The sequence below is a fragment of the Microtetraspora sp. AC03309 genome (genome assembly GCF_020826795.1).
Classification (GTDB): Bacteria; Actinomycetota; Actinomycetes; order Streptosporangiales; family Streptosporangiaceae; genus Microtetraspora; species Microtetraspora glauca.
In genome coordinates, this window is the sequence record NZ_JADDIL010000044.1 from 22,580 (window position 1) to 45,205 (window position 22,626).

19 protein-coding genes are annotated in these 22,626 nt (G+C 69.1%); 6 read left to right on the plus strand and 13 right to left on the minus strand.

The features are described from left to right. Window positions 1-343: 343 nt before the first annotated feature. Window positions 344-3,070, plus strand: a complete 2,727-nt coding sequence (locus IMZ11_RS24645; protein ID WP_228644716.1) for a carbohydrate-binding module family 20 domain-containing protein — start codon at window positions 344-346, stop codon at window positions 3,068-3,070. 102 nt (window positions 3,071-3,172) lie between these two features. On the opposite strand, the gene IMZ11_RS24650 is transcribed toward IMZ11_RS24645, so the two are convergent. The 6 genes from IMZ11_RS24650 to IMZ11_RS24675 form a co-directional block, all read right to left on the minus strand. Continuing rightward, on the minus strand, window positions 3,173-4,075 hold the full coding sequence (locus tag IMZ11_RS24650; RefSeq protein WP_228644717.1) for an ABC transporter ATP-binding protein: 903 nt from the start codon (window positions 4,073-4,075) through the stop codon (window positions 3,173-3,175). After that, window positions 4,062-4,949: an ABC transporter permease gene (locus IMZ11_RS46300; RefSeq protein WP_228644718.1), complete on the minus strand. Its 888-nt coding sequence runs from the start codon at window positions 4,947-4,949 to the stop codon at window positions 4,062-4,064. Before IMZ11_RS46300 ends, IMZ11_RS24650 begins: the two co-directional genes overlap by 14 nt. Further along, window positions 4,946-5,818, minus strand: coding sequence for an ABC transporter permease (locus IMZ11_RS24660; RefSeq protein WP_228644719.1), 873 nt, complete (start codon window positions 5,816-5,818; stop codon window positions 4,946-4,948). Before IMZ11_RS24660 ends, IMZ11_RS46300 begins: the two co-directional genes overlap by 4 nt. A 53-nt stretch (window positions 5,819-5,871) precedes the next feature. Next, on the minus strand, window positions 5,872-6,840 hold the full coding sequence (locus IMZ11_RS24665) for an ABC transporter substrate-binding protein (RefSeq protein WP_228644720.1): 969 nt from the start codon (window positions 6,838-6,840) through the stop codon (window positions 5,872-5,874). A gap of 695 nt (window positions 6,841-7,535) precedes the next feature. Further along, complete coding sequence (locus IMZ11_RS24670; protein ID WP_228644721.1) at window positions 7,536-8,018, minus strand: hypothetical protein; 483 nt, start codon at window positions 8,016-8,018, stop codon at window positions 7,536-7,538. A 204-nt stretch (window positions 8,019-8,222) separates the two neighbouring features. Next, on the minus strand, window positions 8,223-8,831 hold the full coding sequence (locus IMZ11_RS24675; RefSeq protein WP_228644722.1) for a TetR/AcrR family transcriptional regulator: 609 nt from the start codon (window positions 8,829-8,831) through the stop codon (window positions 8,223-8,225). Window positions 8,832-8,952: 121 nt separating this feature from the next. On the opposite strand from IMZ11_RS24675, the gene IMZ11_RS24680 reads away from it, so the two are divergent. Next, window positions 8,953-9,879 carry an NmrA/HSCARG family protein gene (locus IMZ11_RS24680; protein ID WP_228644723.1) on the plus strand — a complete coding sequence of 309 codons (927 nt, stop codon included), beginning with the start codon at window positions 8,953-8,955 and terminating at the stop codon, window positions 9,877-9,879. Between the two features lie 317 nt (window positions 9,880-10,196). After that, a complete protein-coding gene (pip, locus tag IMZ11_RS24685) occupies window positions 10,197-11,153 on the plus strand; it encodes a prolyl aminopeptidase (protein ID WP_228644724.1) in 957 nt (318 codons plus the stop codon). A gap of 128 nt (window positions 11,154-11,281) precedes the next feature. On the opposite strand, the gene IMZ11_RS24690 is transcribed toward pip, so the two are convergent. Both IMZ11_RS24690 and IMZ11_RS24695 read right to left on the minus strand, forming a co-directional pair. Then, window positions 11,282-12,109, minus strand: a complete 828-nt coding sequence (locus IMZ11_RS24690; RefSeq protein ID WP_374462667.1) for an ABC transporter ATP-binding protein — start codon at window positions 12,107-12,109, stop codon at window positions 11,282-11,284. Next, complete coding sequence (locus IMZ11_RS24695) at window positions 12,106-12,810, minus strand: FadR/GntR family transcriptional regulator (RefSeq protein WP_228644725.1); 705 nt, start codon at window positions 12,808-12,810, stop codon at window positions 12,106-12,108. Before IMZ11_RS24695 ends, IMZ11_RS24690 begins: the two co-directional genes overlap by 4 nt. A gap of 267 nt (window positions 12,811-13,077) precedes the next feature. Here IMZ11_RS24695 and IMZ11_RS24700 point away from each other — a divergent pair, with 267 nt between their 5' ends. Beyond that, entirely contained in the window at window positions 13,078-14,466 is a 1,389-nt protein-coding gene (locus IMZ11_RS24700; protein WP_228644726.1) for a HAMP domain-containing sensor histidine kinase, read from the plus strand. Between the two features lie 282 nt (window positions 14,467-14,748). On the opposite strand, the gene IMZ11_RS24705 is transcribed toward IMZ11_RS24700, so the two are convergent. From IMZ11_RS24705 to IMZ11_RS24725, 5 genes are all read right to left on the minus strand, one after another. Continuing rightward, on the minus strand, window positions 14,749-15,387 hold the full coding sequence (locus IMZ11_RS24705) for a flavin reductase family protein (RefSeq protein WP_228644727.1): 639 nt from the start codon (window positions 15,385-15,387) through the stop codon (window positions 14,749-14,751). 356 nt (window positions 15,388-15,743) lie between these two features. Continuing rightward, window positions 15,744-16,385: an N-acetyltransferase gene (locus IMZ11_RS24710; protein WP_228644728.1), complete on the minus strand. Its 642-nt coding sequence runs from the start codon at window positions 16,383-16,385 to the stop codon at window positions 15,744-15,746. Further along, the gene (locus IMZ11_RS24715) at window positions 16,382-17,854 is read right to left on the minus strand and encodes an APC family permease (protein WP_228644729.1); all 1,473 of its coding nucleotides are present in this window, start codon (window positions 17,852-17,854) and stop codon (window positions 16,382-16,384) included. Before IMZ11_RS24715 ends, IMZ11_RS24710 begins: the two co-directional genes overlap by 4 nt. Before the next feature lie 36 nt (window positions 17,855-17,890). Further along, on the minus strand, window positions 17,891-18,532 hold the full coding sequence (locus IMZ11_RS24720) for a GPP34 family phosphoprotein (protein WP_228644730.1): 642 nt from the start codon (window positions 18,530-18,532) through the stop codon (window positions 17,891-17,893). Window positions 18,533-18,759: 227 nt separating this feature from the next. Further along, the gene (locus IMZ11_RS24725) at window positions 18,760-19,713 is read right to left on the minus strand and encodes a phosphotransferase (RefSeq protein WP_228644731.1); all 954 of its coding nucleotides are present in this window, start codon (window positions 19,711-19,713) and stop codon (window positions 18,760-18,762) included. Window positions 19,714-19,889: 176 nt separating this feature from the next. Here IMZ11_RS24725 and IMZ11_RS24730 point away from each other — a divergent pair, with 176 nt between their 5' ends. Then, entirely contained in the window at window positions 19,890-20,321 is a 432-nt protein-coding gene (locus IMZ11_RS24730) for a Fur family transcriptional regulator (protein ID WP_228644732.1), read from the plus strand. Window positions 20,322-20,354: 33 nt separating this feature from the next. Continuing rightward, a complete protein-coding gene (gene katG / locus IMZ11_RS24735) occupies window positions 20,355-22,586 on the plus strand; it encodes a catalase/peroxidase HPI (RefSeq protein WP_228644733.1) in 2,232 nt (743 codons plus the stop codon). The last annotated feature ends 40 nt before the right edge of the window (window positions 22,587-22,626 follow it).

Sequence of the window (22,626 nt, forward strand, 5' to 3'; positions counted from 1 at the left end):
TCCCTTCGGCGTGGCCGGGCATCGGGACCGAGGCGTGCGCGCCGGCACGACGCCGGAACGGAACGCCGAGCCATCCGACCGCCAAGAGATCCTCTCGACGTCTGGGTGTCTCGGTGTTTCGGCATGCCCGATCACCGATCTTCCGTCGGCGTCCCGGCTCGCCCTGGCGCCGCATGCGGCCGCTGGTGACGGCGGAATGTATGTGAATGCAGCATTACCGGTAAGTTTCAGAAATCTTGCTGAAATCTCTTGCAATCCTTGCGGAGATCGAAGATTGTTCTGCTACACGGACGGCCGTCCCGCCCCCCAGCGCCATCGTCTCCGGAAGTAGGCCCATCCCCCCATGGAACGAGCTAGGTCACGCCTGCGCAGCAGGATCCGTCATGTCCTCCTCGCCGCCGCGGTCGCCGCGTTCGGCATCACCTCGGTGGCCGTCGCGGTCGCCGCGACTCCCGCGAACGCCGCCGTCACGCTGAACGACAGCGTGGTGACGGCCAATCTGTGGGAATGGAACTGGAAGTCCGTCTCGGCCGCCTGCACCACTCACCTCGGCCCGGCGGGTTTCGGTGCGGTCCAGGTCGCGCCGCCGCAGGAATCGGTCAGCCTCCCCAACAGCAGTGACGGGGTGCACCCGTGGTACGAGGTGTACCAGCCGGTCTCCTACAAGCTCGACTCCCGGTTCGGCAACCGGGCCCAGTTCGCCTCGATGGTGACGGCCTGCCACAACGCGGGCGTGCGCGTCTACGTCGACGCCGTCGTGAACCACATGGCGGGGACGAACAACCCGGGCGGAGTGACCGGCTACGCCGGGACCTCCTTCACCGGCTACAGCTACCCGGCCGTCTCGTACGGGAACGGCGACTTCCACCACCCGGGTGACAACTGCCCGACCTCCGGCGGCATCAACGACTGGAACAACGAGTCCCAGGTGACCAGTTGCGAGCTGCTGGCGCTGTCGGACCTGTACACCGAGAAGGAGTACGTCCGTAACAAGATCGCGGACTACCTGAACGACCTCATCGGGCTCGGCGTGGACGGGTTCCGCGTCGACGCCGTCAAGCACATCAAGAAGAGCGACTTCGCCGCGATCCTCGGCAAGCTGAACAACACCGTCGCCGAGGGCAAGCGCCCGTACGTCGCGCAGGAGATCTTCGACGGCGCCACCAACGACGCGCTGAAGGCCCGGGCGTTCATCGGCAACGGCGACGTCCTGGACTTCGCCTACGCCAAGGGCGTCAAGGCGCAGTTCCAGGGCTCGATCTCCAACCTGGCCAACCTCCCGAACTGGAACCTCGACGCCCCGAGCGCCAACGTCTTCGCCATGGTCACCAACCATGACCTCGAGCGCGACGGCGCCACCCTCTCCTGGCGCGACGGCACCGACTACACCCTGGCCAACTACTTCGTGCTGGCCTACCCGCACGGCAAGCCGTCGGTCTACGACAGCTTCACCTACAGCAACCGCAACCAGTCCCCGCCCGCCGACGGCAACGGGTTCGTCACCGACACCTCCTGCGGCGGCAGCTGGAACTGCCTCACCCAGTCCACCGGCATCAAGGGCATGGTCGGCTGGGCCAACGCCGCCAAGAGCGTCACGTCCGTCTCCGACTTCAAGGTCGTCAACAACAACGTCATCGGCTTCCACCGCGGCAACCGCGCCTGGATCGGCATCAACGACTCCGGCAGCGCCTCTACCGCGCAGTTCACCACAGGCCTGGCCGACGGCGAGTACTGCGACGTCATCTCCGGCGCCGCCACCACCACCGGCTGCACCGGCACGAAGGTCACGGTCTCCGGGGGCCAGGCCACCGTGACCATCCCCGCCAACAACGCGGTCGCGATCCACGTCAACGCCAAGGCGGACATCACCAAGGTCGCGACGACCTTCACCGTCAGCGCCGACCTCGCCGCCGGGCAGACCCTGCATGTCGTCGGGAACGTCCCGGCCCTCGGCGGCGGCAGCACCACGAACTCGGTCGCGCTGACCGCCAACGGCGGCGGCAGCTACAAGACCACCGTCGAACTGCCCGCCTCCACCGTCGTCTCCTACAAGTACCTGATCAAGAACGGCGCGACCGTGGTGGAGCAGGAGGCCGCCAACCGGTCCTTCACCACCCCGGCGAGCGGCACCGCCACCCGCACCGACACCTACGTGCCCCCGCCCGTCGAGGTGAAGGTCGAGACGACCTTCACCGTCAGCGCCGACCTCGCCGCCGGGCAGACCCTGCACGTCGTCGGGAACGTCCCGGCCCTCGGCGGCGGTGACAACGCGGCGTCCGTCGCGCTCACCGCGGCCCCCGGCGGCGGCTACACCGGCGTCGTCCAGCTGCCCGCCTCGACCGCCGTCTCCTACAAGTACCTGATCAAGGAAGGCGCGGCGGTCGCCCAGGCGGAAGTGGCCGACCGGACCTTCACCACCCCGGCGAGCGGCACCGCCACCCGCACCGACACCTACGTGCCCCCGCCCGTCAGCGACAAGATCGCCACCACGTTCACCGTCACCGCCACCGCCGCCGCCGACCAGAACCTCTACGTCGTCGGCGACATCCCGGCACTCGGGTCGTGGGCCCCGGCCGACGCGATCAAGCTGACCGCGCAGGGCGACAACCTGTACTCCGGCGTCATCGAGCTGCCCAAGTCCACCGCGGTGGAGTACAAGTTCATCAAGAAGACCACCGCCGGTGCCGTGACCTGGGAGTCCGGCTCCAACCGGACCGTCACCACCCCCGCGAGCGGAACCCACGCCGTCACCGAGACCTTCCGCGGTGACACCGCCTCGCAGATCGCCACCTACTTCAACGCCGACGTCACCACCTGGTACGGCCAGAACGTCTTCGTCGTCGGCAACGTCCCCGCCCTCGGCGGCTGGGATCCCAACCAGGCGATCGCCCTGTCCTCGGCCGACTACCCGATCTGGCGGGTGGCGGTCAACCTGCCCCCCAACACCGCCGTCGAGTACAAGTACATCAAGAAGAACCCCGACGGCGCCGTGACCTGGGAGTCCGGCTCCAACCGGACCTTCACCACCCCGGCCACCGGAACCCACACCAGCAACGACACCTGGAAGTAGCCCCCAGCCAGACCGACGGCGGCCGGACCTTCACGGACCGGCCGCCGTCGGCGTCCGCCCGTGACGGGCGGACGCCGGGACTCCGGCGGGCGGGGCCGGTGCTCAGTCGCGCGCCTCCCGTCCTGAGAGGGAGGTACGCCGTTCGGAGGCCATCACCAGGTTGAACACCTGAGCGCGGAGGGCGCCGAACAGCGGGATCTGCTTGGTCTCGATCTGGTCCCGGGGGCGCGGCAACTCGACCGGGATGTCGGCGACGACGACGGAGGGCCCCTGGGACAGCACGACGACGCGGTCGGAGAGGTACACCGCCTCGTCGATGTCGTGGGTGACGAACAGTACGGTGGTCCCGGTCTCGGCCCAGATCCTCAGGACCAGGTCTTCCAGGCTGGCCCGGGTCTGCGCGTCCACGGAGGCGAACGGCTCGTCCATGATGAGCATCTCCGGGCGTACGGCCAGCCCGCGGGCGATCGCCACCCGCTGCTGCATGCCGCCGGAGAGCTGCCACGGGTGGAGTCCGGCGGCGTGCCCGAGCCCGACGGTCTCCAGCGCCTGCTCCACGCGGCTACGGATCTCCGGCCGGGGGATCTTCCTGTCCCTGAGCGGCAGCGCGACGTTCTTCTCGACGGTCAGCCACGGGAACAGGGAGCGGCTGTAGTCCTGGAAGACGACCGCGACGCCGTCCTGCGGGCCGGTCATCGGGCTGCCGCGGAAGGTGAGCGTTCCCCCGCTGAGCGGCAGCAGACCGGCGACGCACATCATCAGGGTGGTCTTGCCGCAGCCGGAGGGGCCGACCACGGAGACGAACTCTCCCGGGCGGACCGCGAAGTCGATGCCGCGGACGGCCAGGACGTCGCCCCGCCGCGAAGGATAGGACTTGGTGACCCCGCGGACGTCGAGGATCGGCGTCGCGGACCCGATCGTACCGCCGGGGTCCTTGGTCATCGAGACTTCCACGAGACGATGTCCCTTCTGTTCGAGCACGTGGCCGCCGTCACCGCCGGTCACCCGCGCCCGCCTTGGCGGCCCGGTGCCAGCGCAGGACCGATCTCTCCGCCAGCTCGAAGATCCCGTTGAGCAGGATGCCGAGCAGCGCGACGAGCAGGATCGCCGACCATAGTTCCGGGAAGCGGAACAACTTCTGCTGGTTGACGATGAAGAAACCGAGCCCGGCGGTGGCCGCGAAGAGCTCCGAGATCACCATCAGCACCAGCCCGATGCCGACGCTGATCCGCATCCCGGCGACGATCGACGGGCTCGCGCCGGGGAGCAGCACGCTGAGGAAGTGCCGCCGCGGGGAGAGCCGCAGGCTGCGGGCGGCCGTCGTCATCGTGGTGTCCAGGCCGCGGATCCCGTCATAGGTGTTGACCAGGATCGGCCACAGGCAGCCGAGTGCGATCAGGAAGATGTTCATCCCACTCGTGATACCGAAGATCACGATCGCGACGGGCAGCAGCATCGTGACGGGCACCGCCATGCCCAACCTGATCAGCGGGTTGAAGAACGCGCCCGCCTGTCGCCACACGCCCAGCACGATGCCGCCGCAGACGCCGATCACGGTCGCCATGCCGTACCCGGCACCGAGCCGGGCGAGGCTGGGCAGGACGTCGGCCCGGAACTGGTCGCTGAGGAACAGCGCGACCGGCCGATCCGACAGCCACGTGTCCGCGAAGGCGGTGACGATCGTGGAGAACGGCGGGATGAACAGCGATCCCGCCTGGCGGGCGAGCACCTCCCAGAGCACCAGCAGGGCGGCGAGCAGCCACAGCCGCTGTCCCGCCCACGCCAGGCCCCGCAGTACGCGGCCCGCGACCCCCGCCGCTGAGACGCCGGAGGGGGCGGTGGGCGGCGTGACGGCGCCCATGCCGTTCGCGGCGCTCACCGGTCCGCTCCCCGCTGGGCGTGGCCCCACGGCACGAGCAGCCGCTCGGCGAGGTTGACCCCGTAGTAGATCAGCATTCCGAGCACTCCGATGATCAGGATTCCGGCGTAGACGTAGTCGGGACGCTGGGCCTCCTGATAGGTCGTGATCACCGTTCCGACGCCGCTGGTGGCACCGAGCAACTCGGCCGAGAGCACGACGATGAGCGCGGTCGAGCAGGCCACCCGCAGACCGGTGGCGATGGCCGGGGCGGCCGAGGGCAGCACGATCCGGGAGAGCAGCTTTCCCCGACCCCATCCCATGGCACGGCCGGCGGTCAGCATCAGCGGCTCCGCGTCGCGCACGCCGTACATCGCGTTGAGCAGGATCGGCCAGAAGACGGCGTAGGCACTCAGTGACACCTTCATCTGCAGGCCGAGCCCGAACAGCAGGATCACGATCGGCAGGAAGGCCGACGAGGGGATCGATCTGGCCGCGTGCACCAGCGCCGACGCCGGGCGGTACAACGTGGCGAAGTAGCCGAGCACCAGGCCGAGCGGGACACCCACCGCCGAGGCGAGGAGCATGGACACCAGCCAGGCCAGCAGGGTCTGCAGCACCTGGCCGAGGAAGGACGCGTCGGCCAGCAACTCGGCCAGGCGCGCCATCGTGTCAGCGGGAGGGGGGACGGAGTCCGGGGAGATCACTCCCAGGCGCACCACCAGGTCCCAGCACACGAACATCGTGACGACGCCCGCGCCACCGAGGACCCAGGCGGGCAGCGGACCCCGTCCGCGCCCGCCGGTCCCGGCGGACTGTCCGGACGAGGTATCCGCGCCGGTCCCGGGCGTGTCCGGCGCCTGCGGGCGCGTTCGCTCGCCTGTCGCCACCGGTCTCGCCCCCTTCCCGCTCGTGTCGTCCACCGGTCCACCGCGCGTCCGCATCAGGACCGGGCGAAGTCGGGGACGAGGGGCTCGAGGTCCGGCTGCTTCGGGATGAGCTTGAGATCGACCAACTTCTTGGCCATGTCGTTCAGCGTCGCCATCTCGACGTCGGGCGCGAGCGCGTTCTGCGGCTGCTTCTCCAGCGTCTCCGCGGGGACCTTGTTGCAGTCCGACAGCAGCGTGAACGACTCCTTCGTGTTCGCCGGGTCGCCGAGCTGCGCCATCGTCTCCTTGATGGCCTCGTGGAACTTCTTGGCCGCGTCACTCTTGGCGACGAAGTCCTTCGAGGTCACGTATGTCGCGATGTAGAGGCGGCCCGCGGCGGCGAACGGGTCGGCGATGCTGTGCACCTCCGAGCCCCGGGCTCCGAGCAGCTGGTGCCCCATCTGCGCGGCGGCCACGTTGCCGTTGACGACCGCGGTCACCTGCTCGGCGTACGGCAGTGCGACGAAGGAGACCGAGGCCGGGTCCACACCGTTGGCGCTGAGCCAGCTCGACGTGGCGATCTGGTTGATGCCGTTGATCTCGTTGACCGCGATCTTCTTACCGGCGAGGTCGCCGGCCGTCTTGATCGGCGAGTCCTTGGCGACGAAGACGCCCTGGGCCGGTTCCGCGGGAGGCAGCGCGTTGACGTTCGCGCCGGACACCATCTGGATCGGGAACCCCGTGTTGTAGGCGTTGATCGCGGTGAAGCCGTTGACGTAACCGAAGTCGGCCGCGCCCGAGAGTACGGCGGCGATGGCGGAGGACCCGCCCGTGGACTTGACGAACTCGACTTCGAGTCCGTGCTTGGTGAACAGGCCCTTGGTGGTGGCCCAGGTGTTCCAGATCTCGCACCCGAAGGTGGTCACGGACACCTTGGTGGGACCGCCCCCTGAAGCGGTCCCACCTGAATCGTCGCCGCCGCATGCCGTGGAGAGAAGGACTGTGACCAGAGCCGTGAGGGCTCCCATGCGTCGTGTTCGCATGCAGACTCCTTGGTTCCCTTGCCGTGCCGCGCCCGTGTCGCCGGAGGGCTGAGCCGTTCCGGGATGGGGCGAGGCCGGCCAGGAAGGGGGGTTGAGGGGTACGCACGAACGTAGGAGGAACCTTCTGCCCATGTCAATATGCGAAACAATATCTCGTATTACGTCACGGAAGAGGCGCGCGTCCAGCGGAGGGCGAGGCGGGGGAGCGGCATGCCTTCCTTGGCCGAGGCGCTGATCCGACGATCGGACGGCAGTCGGACGGGCGGCATGGAACCCCCGGCGCTCATCGGCGGGTCGGGATCGTCGGTCGGTTCCGCCGGTTCACGCGCCATCGCACACGATCGATCCCCGCACTGCGGCCGGTGCCGGGGAGGTGATCCGCCGGAGGCGAAAACGTGAATGGATCAGGTAACGGCGATTTCCCGTCGAGGCGCAGTTTCGCGCGGTTCCCGACGGCTATGCCGGCGTTGATCGCATTGATCGTTTAGAGACGGCCATCCGCACCCTTGCCCCTCGAAATGGAGAACCAGGATGGGCCAGACCTTCCACCGCCGGTATCCGTTCCGGCCGGGATATGGGCGGCGACGGTCAACGGCGCGACCACGCGCGGCCCTCGATCGCGTGGCCAACTGGTTGAAATGACGCTCGGTCGCATCTGTCGGCCATCCCGCCACTGATCACCGGTGCGCATTCCCCTAGGAATCCTGTGAAGCGTTGTCGTCGGCGCGATCGGAGCGGTCGGCCTCTCCGGAGACTTCGTCGGTGTCGCCGATTTGAGCAACACGCGGAAGCGCTGGACGATCGGTGTCGCGATGATGATCCTCTTCGCGCTCGTGCAGGTCCCCGGCCTCCTTACGAGCCGCGCTACCCGAGCGGCACGGCGACGACTCGAAGAGATCCACGAGCGTCTGGAAGACCTTGAACGGGAACGGCGAACCGCTGTCGACGCCCTTGAGCGGACCCGCGTAGAACACGAAGAGGAAATGGCCGATCTCGCCGACCTGCGGGTGGAACTCGACAATATCCGTGCGGCGGTGAGTGAACGCGAGAAGGTCGCCGCCGACCTGGACAGGGTGTCGCGGGAACTCCAGATCCGTAACCATCGGACGGAGTCGCTCCGATCGCGGGTGGCGGAAGTGGAGGAAGTCGCCGACAGGCAAACCCGTGAAGAGGAACATCTGTCAGAGGCGTTGAGGCGCGTGGCCGCCTCTCACAATGGCCATTCATCTGAAACAGTCACGGGTGTGATCGGTTTCACTTTCATGATCTTGGAGCGGTCGAGGACAGGCGTGGCTCCATAGGAAATCCGCATCTGAATCGATTGGGATCGCCGGCGCTTTACCGGAACGAGTCTTTGTGGCGACCACGGGCTCTGTCGAGCCTCACGTGTGGGGCCGGGACGTTCGGTGCAGGCGTACTCCGTCGAGGGTCAGGTCGAGCAGTTGGTCGGCCTGGGTTGGGCCGTCGGGTTCGTCCTCGGTGGCCAGGGCGATGGCGCTGACGAGTTTGAGTAGTTGGCCGATGGCGGCCTCGGGGCGTACGGCATCCGCTTGGCGGGCGCGCGCAAGGAGTTCGTCGCCGGCGCTGACGATCATTGTGTGGCAGGTGTTTCCCAAGATCGGGCTGCCGTGGCGGGCCCCGCGCATCAGTGAGGCCCCGAGGCCGCGGTTGGCTACAGCGTGTGCGCCGACGGCGCGAAGCCAGGTGACGAGCGCGGTTCCCGGGTCGGGATCGGAGAGCAGGTCGTGTGCCTTGGCGCAGAGGGCCTCTACTCGGCTCTTGAAAACGGCTTCGAGGAGGTCCTGCCGGGTGGGGAAGTGTCGGTGGAGGGTGGCCGAGCCGACCCCGGCGTGCCGGGCGATCTCCTCCAGGGATGCCTCGGCGCCGTGTTCCGCGATGACGGTCTCGGCGGCGGCCACGACGCGGTCGTAGTTGCGGCGCGCGTCGGCACGCATCGGCCGCCGAGTCGGGGCGGTTGCGTCCTTGGGCACGGGATCTCCTGACGGCTTGCTAACTGGGGCGGTCCTCCATATCGTATCGAGAGATAACCGGAGGGCCACCCCAGTTACGGGGATGCGGCCTTCGTCGGCATGGACGAGGTCGAGGAGAGACATGGAATCGACAGCAAGGACCGTCGTCGTTGTGGGGGCGACCGGTCTGCAGGGTCGGGTGGTGACACGGCACCTGCTGAGCAGCGGTTGGCAGGTGCGCGCGCTCACGCGTGATCCGGACGGGGCGTCGGCCAGGGCGCTGGCGAGCATCGGCGCGCACATCGTGCGGGCGCGGATGGAGGACGTAGCTTCCTTGATCTCCGCGGCGCGAGGCACCTACGGCATGTTCAGCGTCCAGCCCACCGTCGGCTCTCCCGGCACCGCGCCGGGCTTCAGCGCCGACGACGAGGTCCGCTGGGGGATCAACGTCGCCGAGGCGGCATACGCCGTCGGCGCCGAGCATTTCGTCTACACCTCGGTCGCCGGCGCGGACCGTCACGGTAGTGAAACGCTGCCGCTGAACCTGATCAGCAAGTGGCGGATCGAGCAGCACATCGCCGGGCTCGGCTTACCCGCGACGATCCTGCGGCCGGTCTCCTTCATGGAGAACTTCACGAGCGGATACGCCCTGCAAGACGGAGCGTTGACCACCGCCCTCGCGCCCGAGATCCCTCAGCAGATCATGGCCGTGGACGATGTCGGCTTCGTCACCGCGCTGGCTTTCTCCCGGCCCGAGGAGTGGATCGGCCGCTCGGTCGCGCTGGCGGCGGACGAGCTCACGCCGGTCGAGATCGCCGCGGCCATGGAGCGCGCGCTCGGACATCCGCTGCCGTATGCCCAGATCCCGATCGATGCGATCCGGGCCCTCAGCGAGGACTTCGCGTTCTCTTACGAGTGGCTCAACAAACTCGGCTACCGCGCGGACATCCCCGCCACCCGCCGGATCCACCCCGGGGCGATGGATTTGCGCACCTGGCTGGAACGCACTGGCGCTGCCCAGATCGCCGCCTTCCTGGCCACCCAGCGCACCGCGGAGCAGCAGGCGTGAGCGCCCGCGAGCGCGCCCTCGGGCGCGTTGGAATCTGGGCGGGAGACCTCGACACCTATCCCGCGGCAGGAGTCCGCGAGGCAGCGGCCGCCCACGACCACGGGTTTCCCGCCCCCACCAGATCCCCAGCGCCACAGCGGCGGCCCACACGGCCGGGACCGGCATGCTGACGACCGCCACTACGCACGCCCGCACGAATCCCACGCCGGCGCGCGCCACCCACCGACCCAGCTGTCGCATGATTCTTCCTTCGCCTTCCGTTGGTGCTCCAACTGTGCACCGCGCGGAAGCCGCTGCCGGGTGGTCTACTTGATCGTATGGGGCTGAAAGAGTTCTATCCGCCGATTGAGCCATATGAGTCCGGTCTGCTCGACGCCGGCGACGGCAACGAGATCTACTGGGAGGTCTGCGGGAATCCCGCCGGAAAACCCGCGGTCTTCCTACACGGCGGCCCCGGTGGGGGCCTCCTGCCCGGCTTCCGCCGGTTCTTCGATCCGGAGGCGTACCGGATCGTGCTTTTCGACCAGCGGAACTGCGGCGCCAGCAGGCCGAGCGCCGGAGACCCGCGGGTCTCGCTGGAGCGCAACACCACCCCGCACCTGGTCGCCGACATCGAACGGCTCCGCGAGCACCTCTCCATCGATCGCTGGCTGGTCTTCGGCGGAAGCTGGGGCAGCACCCTCGCCCTCTCGTATGCCCAGGCCCACCCCGGCCGCGTCACCGAACTGGTGTTGCGCGGCATCTACCTCGTCCGCCCGTCCGATGAGAGCTGGAGCTTCACCCCCACGGGCGCCGCCCGCCTCTTCCCGGCCGACTGGGCCGCGTTCCGCGACGCGATCCCCGCCGCCGAGAGGCACGACCTGATCACCGCCTACGGCCGCCGCATCGGTGATCCGGACCCCGCGGTCCACATCCCCGCGGCCCGTGCCTGGATGGGCTGGGAGTTCTCGGCCAACACCCTGCTCCCCGTCGATCCGCCGGAGCTCGGCGATGCCGACATCCTCACCTTCGCCCGCATCACCCACCACTACATCAGCAACGGTGGTTTCCTCCCGGAGGAGGGCCTTCTGGCGGGCATCGACCGCATCCGGCGCATACCCGCCGTGATCGTCAGCGGCCGCTACGACATGAAGACCCCGCCCGACCAAGCGTGGGACCTGCACCAGGCCTGGCCTGAGGCCGAGTTCCATATCGTCGAGGACGCGGGACACGGCGGCTCGGAACCGGGGATCCGCCACCGCCTGATCGACGCCACCGACCGGTTACGGCCCTGACCGCCCGTGGGACGCCCGGAGCACGGTAGGGGTCTGAGGACTCCGCCCCGAGCGACCTGAAACCCCGGCGCGGGGAGGGGTCGAAGGTCGAAGGCGAGCGGGAGCGGCGGCTTCGTGAGGAGGGCCGCTCAGCCCGCGTCGACGGCCAGGACGCGATCCGCTCGGGCGGCCCACCGGCCGCCGCTCCGTGTGATTCGGACAGGGTGATCGAAGCACATGCTGACCTGGGCGGTGGTCAGGACGTCGTCGACGCGTCCCGAGGCGAGGCACCGCCCCTCGCGCAGCAGCATCGCGTGCGTGGTGCTGGCCGGGAGTTCCTCGAGGTGGTGGGTGACCAGGACCGTCGCGAGCGACGGGTGACGGCTCCGAAGCGCGTCGATGCTGCTGAGAAGCTGCTCGCGGGCGGCCAGGTCCAGCCCCGTGGCCGGTTCGTCGAGCAGGAGCAGCCGGGGCTGCGGCATGAGCGCCCGCGCGATCAGGGTCCGGCCGCGTTCGCCTTGGGACAGGGTCGGCCAGTGGGCGTCGCTCCTGGCGCTCATTCCCAGCATGCCGATCAACCGGCCGGCCCGCTCGACCTCTTCCGGGGTGGGTGCCCAGCGGGGTACGAGCGCGGTCGTGTTGGTCAGGCCGGTCAGGACGACGTCCCTGACTCGCAACGGCACGTCGGGCGCGTGACGCGGGTTGACGTGGCCCAGGTAGGACCGCAGTTCCCGCATGTCGACCCGCCCCAGCCTGCGTCCGAGAACCTCGACGATGCCGCGCGTGGGGTGGGTGACCGCGCCGAGCAGGTTGAGCAGGGTGCTCTTGCCCGCGCCGTTGGCGCCGAGCAGAGCCCAGTGTTCCCCCCTGTGCACCGTCAGCGAGATCGACCGCAGCAGGTGGCCGCCGTCACGGACGACGTCGACGCCGTCCGCCCGCAGCACGGGGCCGGTGTCCGAAGGACGAGAAACGATCACCGGTCTGCCGTCTCCGTCCTGATGAGGGTGAGGACCGTCTCGAGGTTCTCCACCGTGGCGGCGATCGCGCCCTCGACGTCACCGTTCTCCAGCGCCGCCAGCAGGTCCGCGTGCGAGCACGATACGTCCGGCAAATCGGTCTCCTGTTCGACCATCTCGACCAGCGCTTCGCGCAACACCGGTTCCACCGTCGTGAACAGCCCGAGCAGAACGGCGTTGCCGGACAGCTCCACGACCGCACGATGGAAGTCGAGATCGGCGTCGACGAACGCGGACGCTTCGTCGCCGATCCGCTCCTGACGGTTTCGCAACCGCAGCCTCAACCGTTCGACATCCTCCGGGCGGGCCCGTCGCGCGGCCAGCCGGGCGGCCTCCACCTCAAGCGCCCTGCGCACCTCGTAGGCCTCAAGCAACCGGGCACGGCGCAGGAGCTCGTTCACGTCGGGTGTCTCCGCGATGGCGGGAAGGACGTCGGCGACGAAGGTGCCCGAGCCGTGCCGCACGTCCACCAGGCCGTCACGGGCCAGCAAGCGCAGGGCCTCCCGTACCGATGAGCGCCCGACCCCGAGCTCGGCCGCGAGTCCCACCTCGCTCGGCAGCCTCTCACCGGCCTTCCAGCGGCCGTTCCGAATCAGCTCGCGCAGCAGGTTTTCGAGCTGCGGCACGACAGGCCCATGCCGCAGCCGGGATGACTCCGCCACTTCCCACCTCGTCATCGTTTCCGGGGAGCACGACCCTAGCATGTCCTCAGACGTCTGAGGACTTGTCTTCGGGGTGCCGGTGGCGCGGCCATGCTCCTGGGGAAAGGCGGTGACCCTCGTCCCGGGAGCCCTTCTCGCCCCTTCGCCATGACATGGGCATTCCATGCGCTCCCGCTGACGTTTGCCCACCTTTGGTGGTGAGTCTCCGCCTGACCGGTAAGGAGTCTCCTCAGGTGCGGTGCATCCGGTCCCGAGGGGGTGAGCAGGGTGAACGCGTGGCACAACTGCTCGATCAGGACCCGCCTGACCGTGGTGGCCGGCGCCGTCATGGCGCTGATCTGCACCGCCGTCGCGGTGTTCGTCCTGGTAGCGGCGCGGGAGGCCGCCATCGAGTACCGGACGAAGCAGCTCGTCGCCCACGCGGTGAACGTGGCCAAGCAGATACGCCACAGCGGATCCCCCAACCTGGCGGCGGGCCGGCCAGATACGGCGGTTCAGCTGTTCAACCCGGTCGGCACCATGGTCGCCGCCACCCCGGACATGGCGGGCAAGCCGCCGATGACGAACCTGCAGCCCGACGTCGACTCGTTCGCGACCGAGAGGCGGTGCGACGGGCCGGGGTTTCCCGGCGCGTGCAAGATCGTGATCGAGTATCCCTTCCACCGGGGCAACGGCGTCTGGCGGCTCGACATGGCCGTCCCCGATGTCCCCTGGTATGTGGGCCCTCGGCTGCTGATCCCGCTCGCCCTCGGCTGGCTCCTGCTCGTCGGGGTCGTCGCGGTGGGCACCTACCGGACCGTCGGCAAGACCCTGGAGCCGGTGAGCGCGATCAGCGGCAAGCTCGCCCAGATCACCGCGAGCGACCTCGGCCACCGCGTGCCGGTACCGAAGTACCGGGACGAGCTCCGAGACCTCGCCGAGATCGCGAACCGGACTCTGGACCGGGCCCAGTCGGCGGTCGAACAGCAACTCCGCTTCGCCTCCGACGCCTCCCACGACCTGCGCAGCCCGCTGACCGCCATACGTGCGCAGATCGAGGAAGCGCTCATGTACCCGGATGAGACCGACTGGCCGCGAATGGCGAACACGCTGCTGGACAGCGTGGAGCGCCTGCAGGACCTGATCACCGACCTGCTGCAGATCGCCCGGCTGGACGCGGGCGTCAGCGGCCGGCACGAAGTGATCAGCCTGACCGACCTGGTGGCGTGCGAGTTGGACCGGCGGCCGCGCAGGGTCGCGGTGCTCCGCCACCTCACCCCCGGCGTGATGGTCGACGGGGAGCGGATCGGATTGGCCCGGCTGCTGAACAACCTGATCGACAACGCCGAACGGCACGCCGACTCCGCCATCACCGTCACGCTCACCCTGGAGGCGGGCGTGGCGGTGCTGGAGGTCAGTGACGACGGCGAGGGCGTCGCCCCCGACCAGCGCGAGGTCGTCTTCCAGCGGTTCGCCCGCCTGGAGGCGTCCCGCCGGCGAGACGCGGGCGGCACCGGGCTCGGCCTGCCGATAGCCCGGCAGATCGCCGAAACCCACGGCGGCACCCTCACCATCGAAGACAGCCCCCGCGGCGCACGGTTCGTGCTGCGCGTACCCGGCCGGGCCGGGCCTCCCGCGGACGACGCGCCCGCCGCGTCATCTCCTTCGGGATCGTAAGACGGCGATCACAAGGAGGATGACGACGCCGGAGGTGTACTGGACCCGCAGCGCGCGGACCACATAGGAGGCGACCCGGGTGGGGCCGGCCAAGTCGCCACCGCGGTGGAGTAGAGGACGAACAGGGTCGCGCCGGTGGAGACCTGTCTCGCGGCGGCGCGGAGCCGCCGGCGGTCCGGCCCGCGTACGCCTCAAGGCCGTGGGCGATGCCGGCGGAGTCGGTGAAGGTCCCGGCGGCGCCCGTACCGGCGAAAGCGGCGGCCATGCAGGAGGTCTCCGCGATCAGCCGACCGCCCGCTGGAGCTGATGCGGCATCTCCCAGCCCTCGGCGAGCCTCGACGGGTGCACGTTCTGCCCGCCTCCGAAGAACTCGCAGAACTTCATGATGAGCGGATCCCACTTCAGCGGGTCCACGTAGTGCGTCCCAGGGATGATCAACTCCTCGTCGACATGGGCGCGGACCACTCTGACGTGGAAGGCGGTCGCGTTCGTCTCCGGACCGCCGAACGGATGGGTTGTGTCCACCATGCACTCCAGCTGGATGGGGCACTCCTTGACGCGCGGCGCCCGTACCAGGTCCGCCGCCTGCTCGGTCAGCCTCGCCGCCCCGAACTTGTCGCGCTCGTGCCGGTACCCCTGCCGGAGTCTGCGGTCCGTGATCACCGTTTTCCCGGTCAGTAGCGCGAGCCGGTCGACGGCGTCGACCATCGACGAGGGGGCGAGGTTCAGTACGCACTCGCGTTCACGGAGCATGTTGGCCGCCGTCTGAGCGCTGTTGCCGAGACCCAGCATGCAGGAGCGGCCCAGCCACCACGCGGAGGACATCGGCGCGAGGTTCGCGGAGCCGTCCTCGTTCCGAGAACCGATCAAGACGACCGGGGTCCCGAAATACAGCACCTTCAGCTCGGAGATCTTGTGCATGCGCCCTTACCTTCGCTTCCGTGGTGGCGTCGAAACACGACGACTCTCACAGCTTCGCGACGGGAAATACTGGCGGAAATCGGACGGCGTTTCGCGGAGACAAAGGGGCTCACTCCCGCGGCACGAGATCGAAGCCGTGAATCGCCGCGAATCTCGGCCGCCCGGAGCGGACATCGTCCATGCCGGGCGGGGAGACGCCGACGCGCGGTAAATCGCCAACGCCCCGAGGGGAAAGCGGAAGCGTCGAGACGGGAATTCTTACGGGCCGTATTCCGATGAGGAAGTCGGTGTGCGGGCATTCACCCCTGCGAGGTGGAGGCCCGCTGCCGGGGCCTCCACCTGCTTCTCCGGGTTGATCACTCGAGGGCGTCGGGACCGCTGTCTTCACCATGGCCGTCGGCCGGTCGGCCGCCCCGGATGGACGGCGCGCGCCACATCGGATACATGACCGGACCGCCGGGCAGCCGGAGCAGCTCCGGCATGTCCACGTAGCCGTGCCGGAGATAGAGCCGGCGGCTCGCCTCGCTGCTGGCCTCCAGGTAGGCCGGCATCCCTTGGGCGTCGAGCCGCCGGTGGTGCTCCTCCAGGAGCAGGCTGCCGAGGCCACGGCCGGTTCGCCCTCGTACCAGGGCGATGAACGCCAGGTAGTGGTGCGGTTCGTGCGGGTGGAGCTTGTCCATCAGCTGGCCGAGGATGCCGTAGCGTTCGGCGTGTTCCCCGGCGAACGCGGCGATCGCCTCCTCCTGGCCGGGGATCTCGGGGAACGGCGCGGTGAACCAGACCGCGACCCCGGCGAGCTCGCCCGACTCGTGGACCCCGTAGATCTGGCCGTGGTCGAGCGCGTGCGCCGTCTGCATGGTGAAGAACCGCCGCTGGATCGGCAGCCGGTCCCGCACCGGCGGGATGAGCCAGCTGGTGATCTCGTCGCGGCTGAAGATGTCGGCGATGATCTCGCCGGCCACGGTCGCGTCGGTCATCCGGGTGATCTCGGCCGTCACTTGGAGCCTCCGCTGACGGCCTGTGCGCCCAGGCCGATGTTGGCGTACACCTCCGGCCTGGTCGCCTTCAGCACGCGCGCCCACACGACGCCGAGGATGATCGCGACGATGAAGATGCCGGGCAGGATCCAGCGGATGAGCGAGTCGGGCGCGACTCCGAGGACCGTGTCGAAGTTGATCAGCGTCATCCCGATGATCACGCAGAGCGCCAGGGCGGCCAGGGCCGGCGCGACGCGCGTCCGCCACGCCGTCTCCCCCGAGGGGTTCCGGGCGAAGAACACGATCACCGAGATCGAGGTGACGGTGAGCAGGGTCAGGAGCCCGAGGCCACCGAAGGCGCCGAACGTGAAGAACAGCTTCGTCACCGGATCGAGGCCGAAGACCGCGTAGACGGTGATCACGATCAGGCCGAGCGCCGTCTGCAGCACCGATCCGGCCATCGGAGCGGCGGTGCGGGCCGAGGTGCGCCCGAACACCGAGGGAAGCACGTTCTCGCGGCCCAGGGCGAAGATGTAGCGGGCCGTGGTGTTGTGGAAGGCGATCATGCACGCCATGCTGCTGGTCACGAACAGCACGGAGCCGATCGTCGATACGGCCGAGCCCAGGTGGGCGGCCGCCTGGTTGAAGATCAGCTCGGTCCCCTGCTCGGACGCCGCCTTGACGATCCCGTCCGGCCCGGTCGGCACCGTCTGCGCCCAGGCCGAGATCGCGTACAGAACCGCGATGATCGCGATGCCCAGATAGGTCGCGACGGGCACGGTCCTGTTGCGGTCCTTGGACTCTTCGGCGAAGACGACCGACGACTCGATGCCGGCGAACCCCGCGACGACGGTGGCGAGTGCGGCACCCACGCCGGGCACGAACAGCGAACCGGGGGTGAAGCCCTCGAAGCTGATGCCGCTCGGGGCGGCGTGAAGCAGGTCACCGATGTCGAACACCAGGACGACGGCGATCTCGCTGACCAGCAGGACGGAGAGGATCTTGCCGTTGACGTCCACGCGCAGCAGGCCGAGCAGGCCGGTCAGCGCCCACGCCACCAGCGCGATCACCCACCACGCGGGCGAGCCGCCGAACCAGTCGAGCAGCAGCGGCTCGGCCGCCGACCCGATGATGCCGTAGAGGCCCAGTTGCAGCGCGTTGTAGGCCAGCAGGGCCACCCACGCGGTCGCCACCCCCTGCGTCCGGCCGAGCCCTTGGGCGGCATAGGCGTAGAACGCGCCCGCGTTCACGACGTGCCTGGCCATCGTCACGTACCCGACGGCGAAAAGCGTGAAGATCGCGCCCAGCATCAGGAACGCGAACGGCACGCCGATGACGCCCGTCACCGTGTACGCCGTCGGGACCGAACCCGCGACGACCATCAGCGGCGCCGCCGCGGAGATGACGAAGAACACGACCGATGGGACACCGAGCCGGTCCTTGGCCAGTGCGGCGGAGACGGCGCTGGGCCGCTGCTCTGTGAGGGACATCCAGAACTCCGTGAGATAGGGGGTGGGGAAGAGGGGTCACCGACGGCTGATGACGGCTTCGCCGACGGCGACCTGGGTCTGAACGATGAGTCTCTGCAGCGGCGCGGAAAGCACGGCGATCGCGGCGGTCGCGAACGCGGGATCGTGCTCCCGGATGGCCCGCTGGGCGCCGCCGGTGGCGACGAAGAGCCCGAAGAGGACGCAGTCCCTGATCACGGGCGGCTTGCGCCGCTCGACGGCGAGGTTGAGGCGGGCGAGCGGCCACGCGGCCGTGTTCGTGTTCACAGGGGCCGCGGGCTGCTGTTTCAACAGGTGCCTTGCCGGTGGTTTGAGCAGCTTCGCGGCGATCATCCTGCCCGTGACGTCGGCGTAGATCGTGCGGGCGAAGAAGTGGAGCCAGGTGGCCACCGAATGTTGCGGCTCGGCGATGAGGTGGTCGAGCACGCTCTGCGTGAGCGGATCGCCGGTGGCGTCTCGGGCGGTCGCGTAGAGGCGGTCCTGGCCCGACGCGAGGTCGAGAGTGGCACGCTCGGCGAGCATCAGTTCACTGATGACCGCGCCTGCCAGCCCGAGGCTCGCGAGGCGCGGATGGAGTCGCGTACGACCCGTCACGTTGTCGTGCATGACAAAGAACAGATCGTCGGTCAGTGACGGGCTCGAATGATCACCTTCAGTCACGAACGGCGATAATATAGGCGATTTGTCAAAACTGTCATCGATGATTGTTGGCCGGATCCGGCCAATAGGGGAACGGCCGCGCCCAGCACTCCCTTGAGGGGATATGTGCCGGAACATTCGCTTCGGTTTACTGCATTACATAACGTTTTGAGCAAAATGAGGGTGGCCGAGGTAGCCGAACTCGTGTACGGAATTGTGTGCTGTGTGCGTTTTCGCGCGGCGAACGCTCAACTACGGCGTGCCGCGTAGGGCGGGAACGTCGTCTGGTCGGTGAGGTTCAGGTCGGTGTCGGGCCAGCGCCGGCGGAGCAGGTCGGCCATCCGCCGTGCCCAGCCGGCGAGGTGGGGCAGGGGGCGGTGGGCCTCGGCGGTGCGGGCGGCGGCGAGCCCGCCGGTGATGGCGTCGCCGACCGACAGCCACGCGGGACCGGGGACGTGGAGGCAGACGGCGTCGTTGAGGGCGTGGGTGTAGCCCGCGAACTCGAAGTCGATCAGACGCGGGTCCGGGGCACCTGAGGCGTGCACGAGAACGTTGTTGGCTTCCGGGTCGCCATTGCTGAGCGTCAGGAACGGTCCTGGCTCGGCCAGTTCCTCCAGCGCGGCGGCCAGTTCGCGCTCGGCCCGGCCGGTGATCGGCGCACCGACGCCGGCGGCCTGCCTACGGCCCTCCTCGCGGTGCCCGGCCCATCGCCCTACGCGATCCGCGGCCGGGTCGACCGGCCCGAGGGCGGTCCTGCGGGCGTAGTAGGTCTCCGCCATGCCCGCGGTGGCGGCGTTGAGCTCGCCACGTGCGCGGGCGAAGGCGACCAGCCGATCCGCATGGGCCGCGGCACCGTCCGCGCGCAACAGCTGATCCAACGCCGTACGCGGAGCGAGGTCCTCGAGCACGACGAGTCCGCTCGCGACATCGGCGGCGATGGCACGCGGAGCCAGGTTCAGGGACAGATCCTCGGAGAGGAACCGCAGAGCGGCCAACTCGGTGCGGAACCGCCACGACTCGGGACGAGTCTGGTCCGGGTGCGGCCGCACCCATTTGACGATCACGCGCTCGGGTCGGCGGAGGCCGCTCAGCCGTGCTCGCGCGACAGCCCAAGGCTCCAGGCGCTGCCAGTCGACAACGGTGACGGGTGAGAAGCGGTGGCGTGAGAGGAGGGACTCCACTTCGGCGAGCGGGTCGATCACTTCTTCGGCCGTCCGGGCAGCTTACGGCGATCACGGTTCCGCGGCGTGTTGCCCCGATGCCCGCCCTCCGGACGGTGTGCCACGCCGTGACGGGGGGACCATCACTTGAGGCGATCCAAAACTCGGAACATTCATTGTCTTGAATTCTTCGTGTTTATAGCGGTAGGTTGGGTGCCATGACCGCATCCCAGACCACCGCCGAAGAGCTGCGCAGTGTCGGCCTGCGGGTGACGGCAGCCCGCGTCGCGATGCTCGAGACGGTCCGGGACGGTGACCACCTCGACGTCGAGGCGATCGCCTCCGGGGTGCGTGACCGCGTCGGCCATGTCTCCCTTCAAGCCGTGTACGAGGCCCTCCACGCGCTCACCGCGGCGGGACTCGTGCGGCGGATCGAACCGGCCGGCAGCCCGGCCCGGTTCGAGGGACGCGTCGGCGACAACCACCACCACGTCGTGTGCCGGTCGTGCGGTGTCGTCGCTGACGTCGACTGCGCGGTCGGTGAGGCGCCCTGCCTGACCGCATCCGACAACCACGGCTTCTCGATCGACGAGGCCGACGTCATCTACTGGGGCCTGTGCCCCGGCTGTTCCACCACTCGCAGTTCCTGAGCACCGTGATCCGCCTAGTCCGGAAGGATTCACATGACTGAGAACCATGATGCAATCGTCGTAGACGCGAAGACGGAGGACGGAGGTGGCTGCCCGGTCGCGCACGGGCGCGCCGCGCACCCGACTCAGGGCGGCGGCAACCACCGGTGGTGGCCGGAGCGCCTGAACCTGAAGATCCTCGCCAAGAACCCCGCCGTGGCCAACCCTCTCGGTGCGGATTTCGACTACGCCGAGGCGTTCACGTCCCTTGACCTCGCGGCCGTGAAGCGGGACATCGCGGAGGTGCTGACCACCTCGCAGGACTGGTGGCCGGCCGACTTCGGCCACTACGGCCCGCTCATCATCCGGATGGCGTGGCACAGCGCTGGCACCTACCGGATCAGCGACGGCCGCGGCGGCGCCGGAGCCGGCCAGCAGCGCTTCGCGCCCCTCAACAGCTGGCCGGACAACGCGAACCTCGACAAGGCCCGCCGCCTGCTGTGGCCGGTCAAGAAGAAGTACGGCAAGAAGCTCTCGTGGGGCGACCTCATGATCCTCTCCGGCAACGTCGCCCTGGAGTCGATGGGCTTCACGCCCTTCGGCTTCGCCGGCGGTCGTGCGGACGTCTGGGAGCCCGACGAGGACGTCTACTGGGGCCCCGAGTCCACCTGGCTCGGCGACGAGCGCTACACCGGCGACCGCGACCTCGAGAACCCCCTCGCCGCGGTCCAGATGGGCCTCATCTACGTCAACCCGGAGGGCCCGAACGGCAACCCGGACCCGATCGCCGCTGCCCGCGACATCCGTGAGACGTTCCGCCGGATGGCGATGAACGACGAGGAGACCGTCGCCCTGATCGCGGGCGGCCACACCTTCGGCAAGACCCACGGCGCGGGCCCGGCGGACAACGTCGGCCCCGACCCCGAGGCCGCCTCGATCGAGGAGCAGGGCCTGGGCTGGAGGAACGCGTACGGCACCGGCAAGGGCGGCGACACGATCACCAGCGGTCTCGAGGTCACCTGGACCTCGACGCCGACGAGGTGGTCCAGCAACTTCTTCTGGAACCTGTTCGGCTACGAGTGGGAGTTGACCAAGAGCCCGGCCGGTGCGCACCAGTGGAAGCCGAAGCACGGCGCCGGTGAGGGCACGGTGCCCGACGCCCACGACCCGTCGAAGCGCCATGCGCCCTCGATGTTGACCACCGACCTCGCACTCCGGTTCGACCCGGTCTACGAGCAGATCTCGCGGCGCTTCTACGAGCACCCCGACGAGTTCGCGGACGCCTTCGCTCGCGCGTGGTTCAAGCTGACCCACCGCGACATGGGCCCGGTCGCGCGCTACCTCGGCCCGGAGGTCCCGACCGAGGTGCTGCTGTGGCAGGACCCGCTCCCGGAGCGGACGTACGAGCTCGTCGACGCCGAGGACATCGCCGCCCTCAAGGGCCAGGTCCTCGCCTCGGGCCTGTCGGTGTCCCAGCTCGTGTCCACCGCGTGGGCGTCGGCCGCGTCCTTCCGCGGCAGTGACAAGCGCGGCGGCGCCAACGGCGCGCGCGTCCGCCTCGAGCCGCAGAGCGGGTGGGAGGTCAACGACCCCGACGAGCTGGCGACGGTGCTGCGCACCCTGGAGGGGATCCAGGAGGCATTCAACGCCACCCGGACCGACGGCAAGCAGGTCTCGCTCGCCGACCTGATCGTGCTCGCGGGTGGCGCGGGCGTCGAGCAGGCCGCCAAGGACGCCGGCTTCGACGTCGAGGTCCCCTTCACGCCGGGTCGCGTGGACGCGTCGCTCGAGCAGACCGACGTGGAGTCGTTCGCCGCGCTGGAGCCGATCGCCGACGGGTTCCGCAACTACGTCGGGAAGGGCAGCCGGCTGCCGGCTGAGTACCTGCTGATCGACCGGGCGAACCTGCTGACCCTGAGCGCCCCCGAGATGACGGTCCTCGTCGGTGGCCTCCGCGTCCTCGGCGCGAACTCCCAGCAGTCGCCGCTCGGCGTCTTCACCACGACCCCCGGGTCCCTGACCAACGACTTCTTCGTCAACCTGCTCGACCTGGGCACGACGTGGAAGGCGACGTCGGAGGACGCGAACACGTTCGAGGGTCGCGACGCCGCCACGGGCGAGGTCAGGTGGACCGGCAGCCGTGCCGACCTCGTCTTCGGGTCGAACTCCGAGCTGCGCGCGCTCGCGGAGGTCTACGCGAGCGACGACGCGAAGGAGAAGTTCGTGCGCGACTTCGTCGCGGCGTGGGACAAGGTGATGAACCTCGACCGGTTCGACCTCGTCTGATCATGACGTCCAGGCCGGTCCGCGCCGGCCGGCCTGGACG

Excerpts from the sequence above, each read along its gene's own strand:
- IMZ11_RS24645 (WP_228644716.1), top strand. The coding sequence starts at position 344 with ATGGAACGAGCTAGGTCACGCCTGCGCAGCAGGATCCGTCATGTCCTC.
- IMZ11_RS24665 (WP_228644720.1), bottom strand. The coding sequence starts at position 6,840 with ATGCGAACACGACGCATGGGAGCCCTCACGGCTCTGGTCACAGTCCTT.
- IMZ11_RS24670 (WP_228644721.1), bottom strand. The coding sequence starts at position 8,018 with ATGTTCCTCTTCACGGGTTTGCCTGTCGGCGACTTCCTCCACTTCCGC.
- IMZ11_RS24680 (WP_228644723.1), top strand. The coding sequence starts at position 8,953 with ATGGAATCGACAGCAAGGACCGTCGTCGTTGTGGGGGCGACCGGTCTG.
- pip (WP_228644724.1), top strand. The coding sequence starts at position 10,197 with ATGGGGCTGAAAGAGTTCTATCCGCCGATTGAGCCATATGAGTCCGGT.
- IMZ11_RS24705 (WP_228644727.1), bottom strand. The coding sequence starts at position 15,387 with ATGCACAAGATCTCCGAGCTGAAGGTGCTGTATTTCGGGACCCCGGTC.
- IMZ11_RS24715 (WP_228644729.1), bottom strand. The coding sequence starts at position 17,854 with ATGTCCCTCACAGAGCAGCGGCCCAGCGCCGTCTCCGCCGCACTGGCC.
- IMZ11_RS24730 (WP_228644732.1), top strand. The coding sequence starts at position 19,890 with ATGACCGCATCCCAGACCACCGCCGAAGAGCTGCGCAGTGTCGGCCTG.
- katG (WP_228644733.1), top strand. The coding sequence starts at position 20,355 with ATGACTGAGAACCATGATGCAATCGTCGTAGACGCGAAGACGGAGGAC.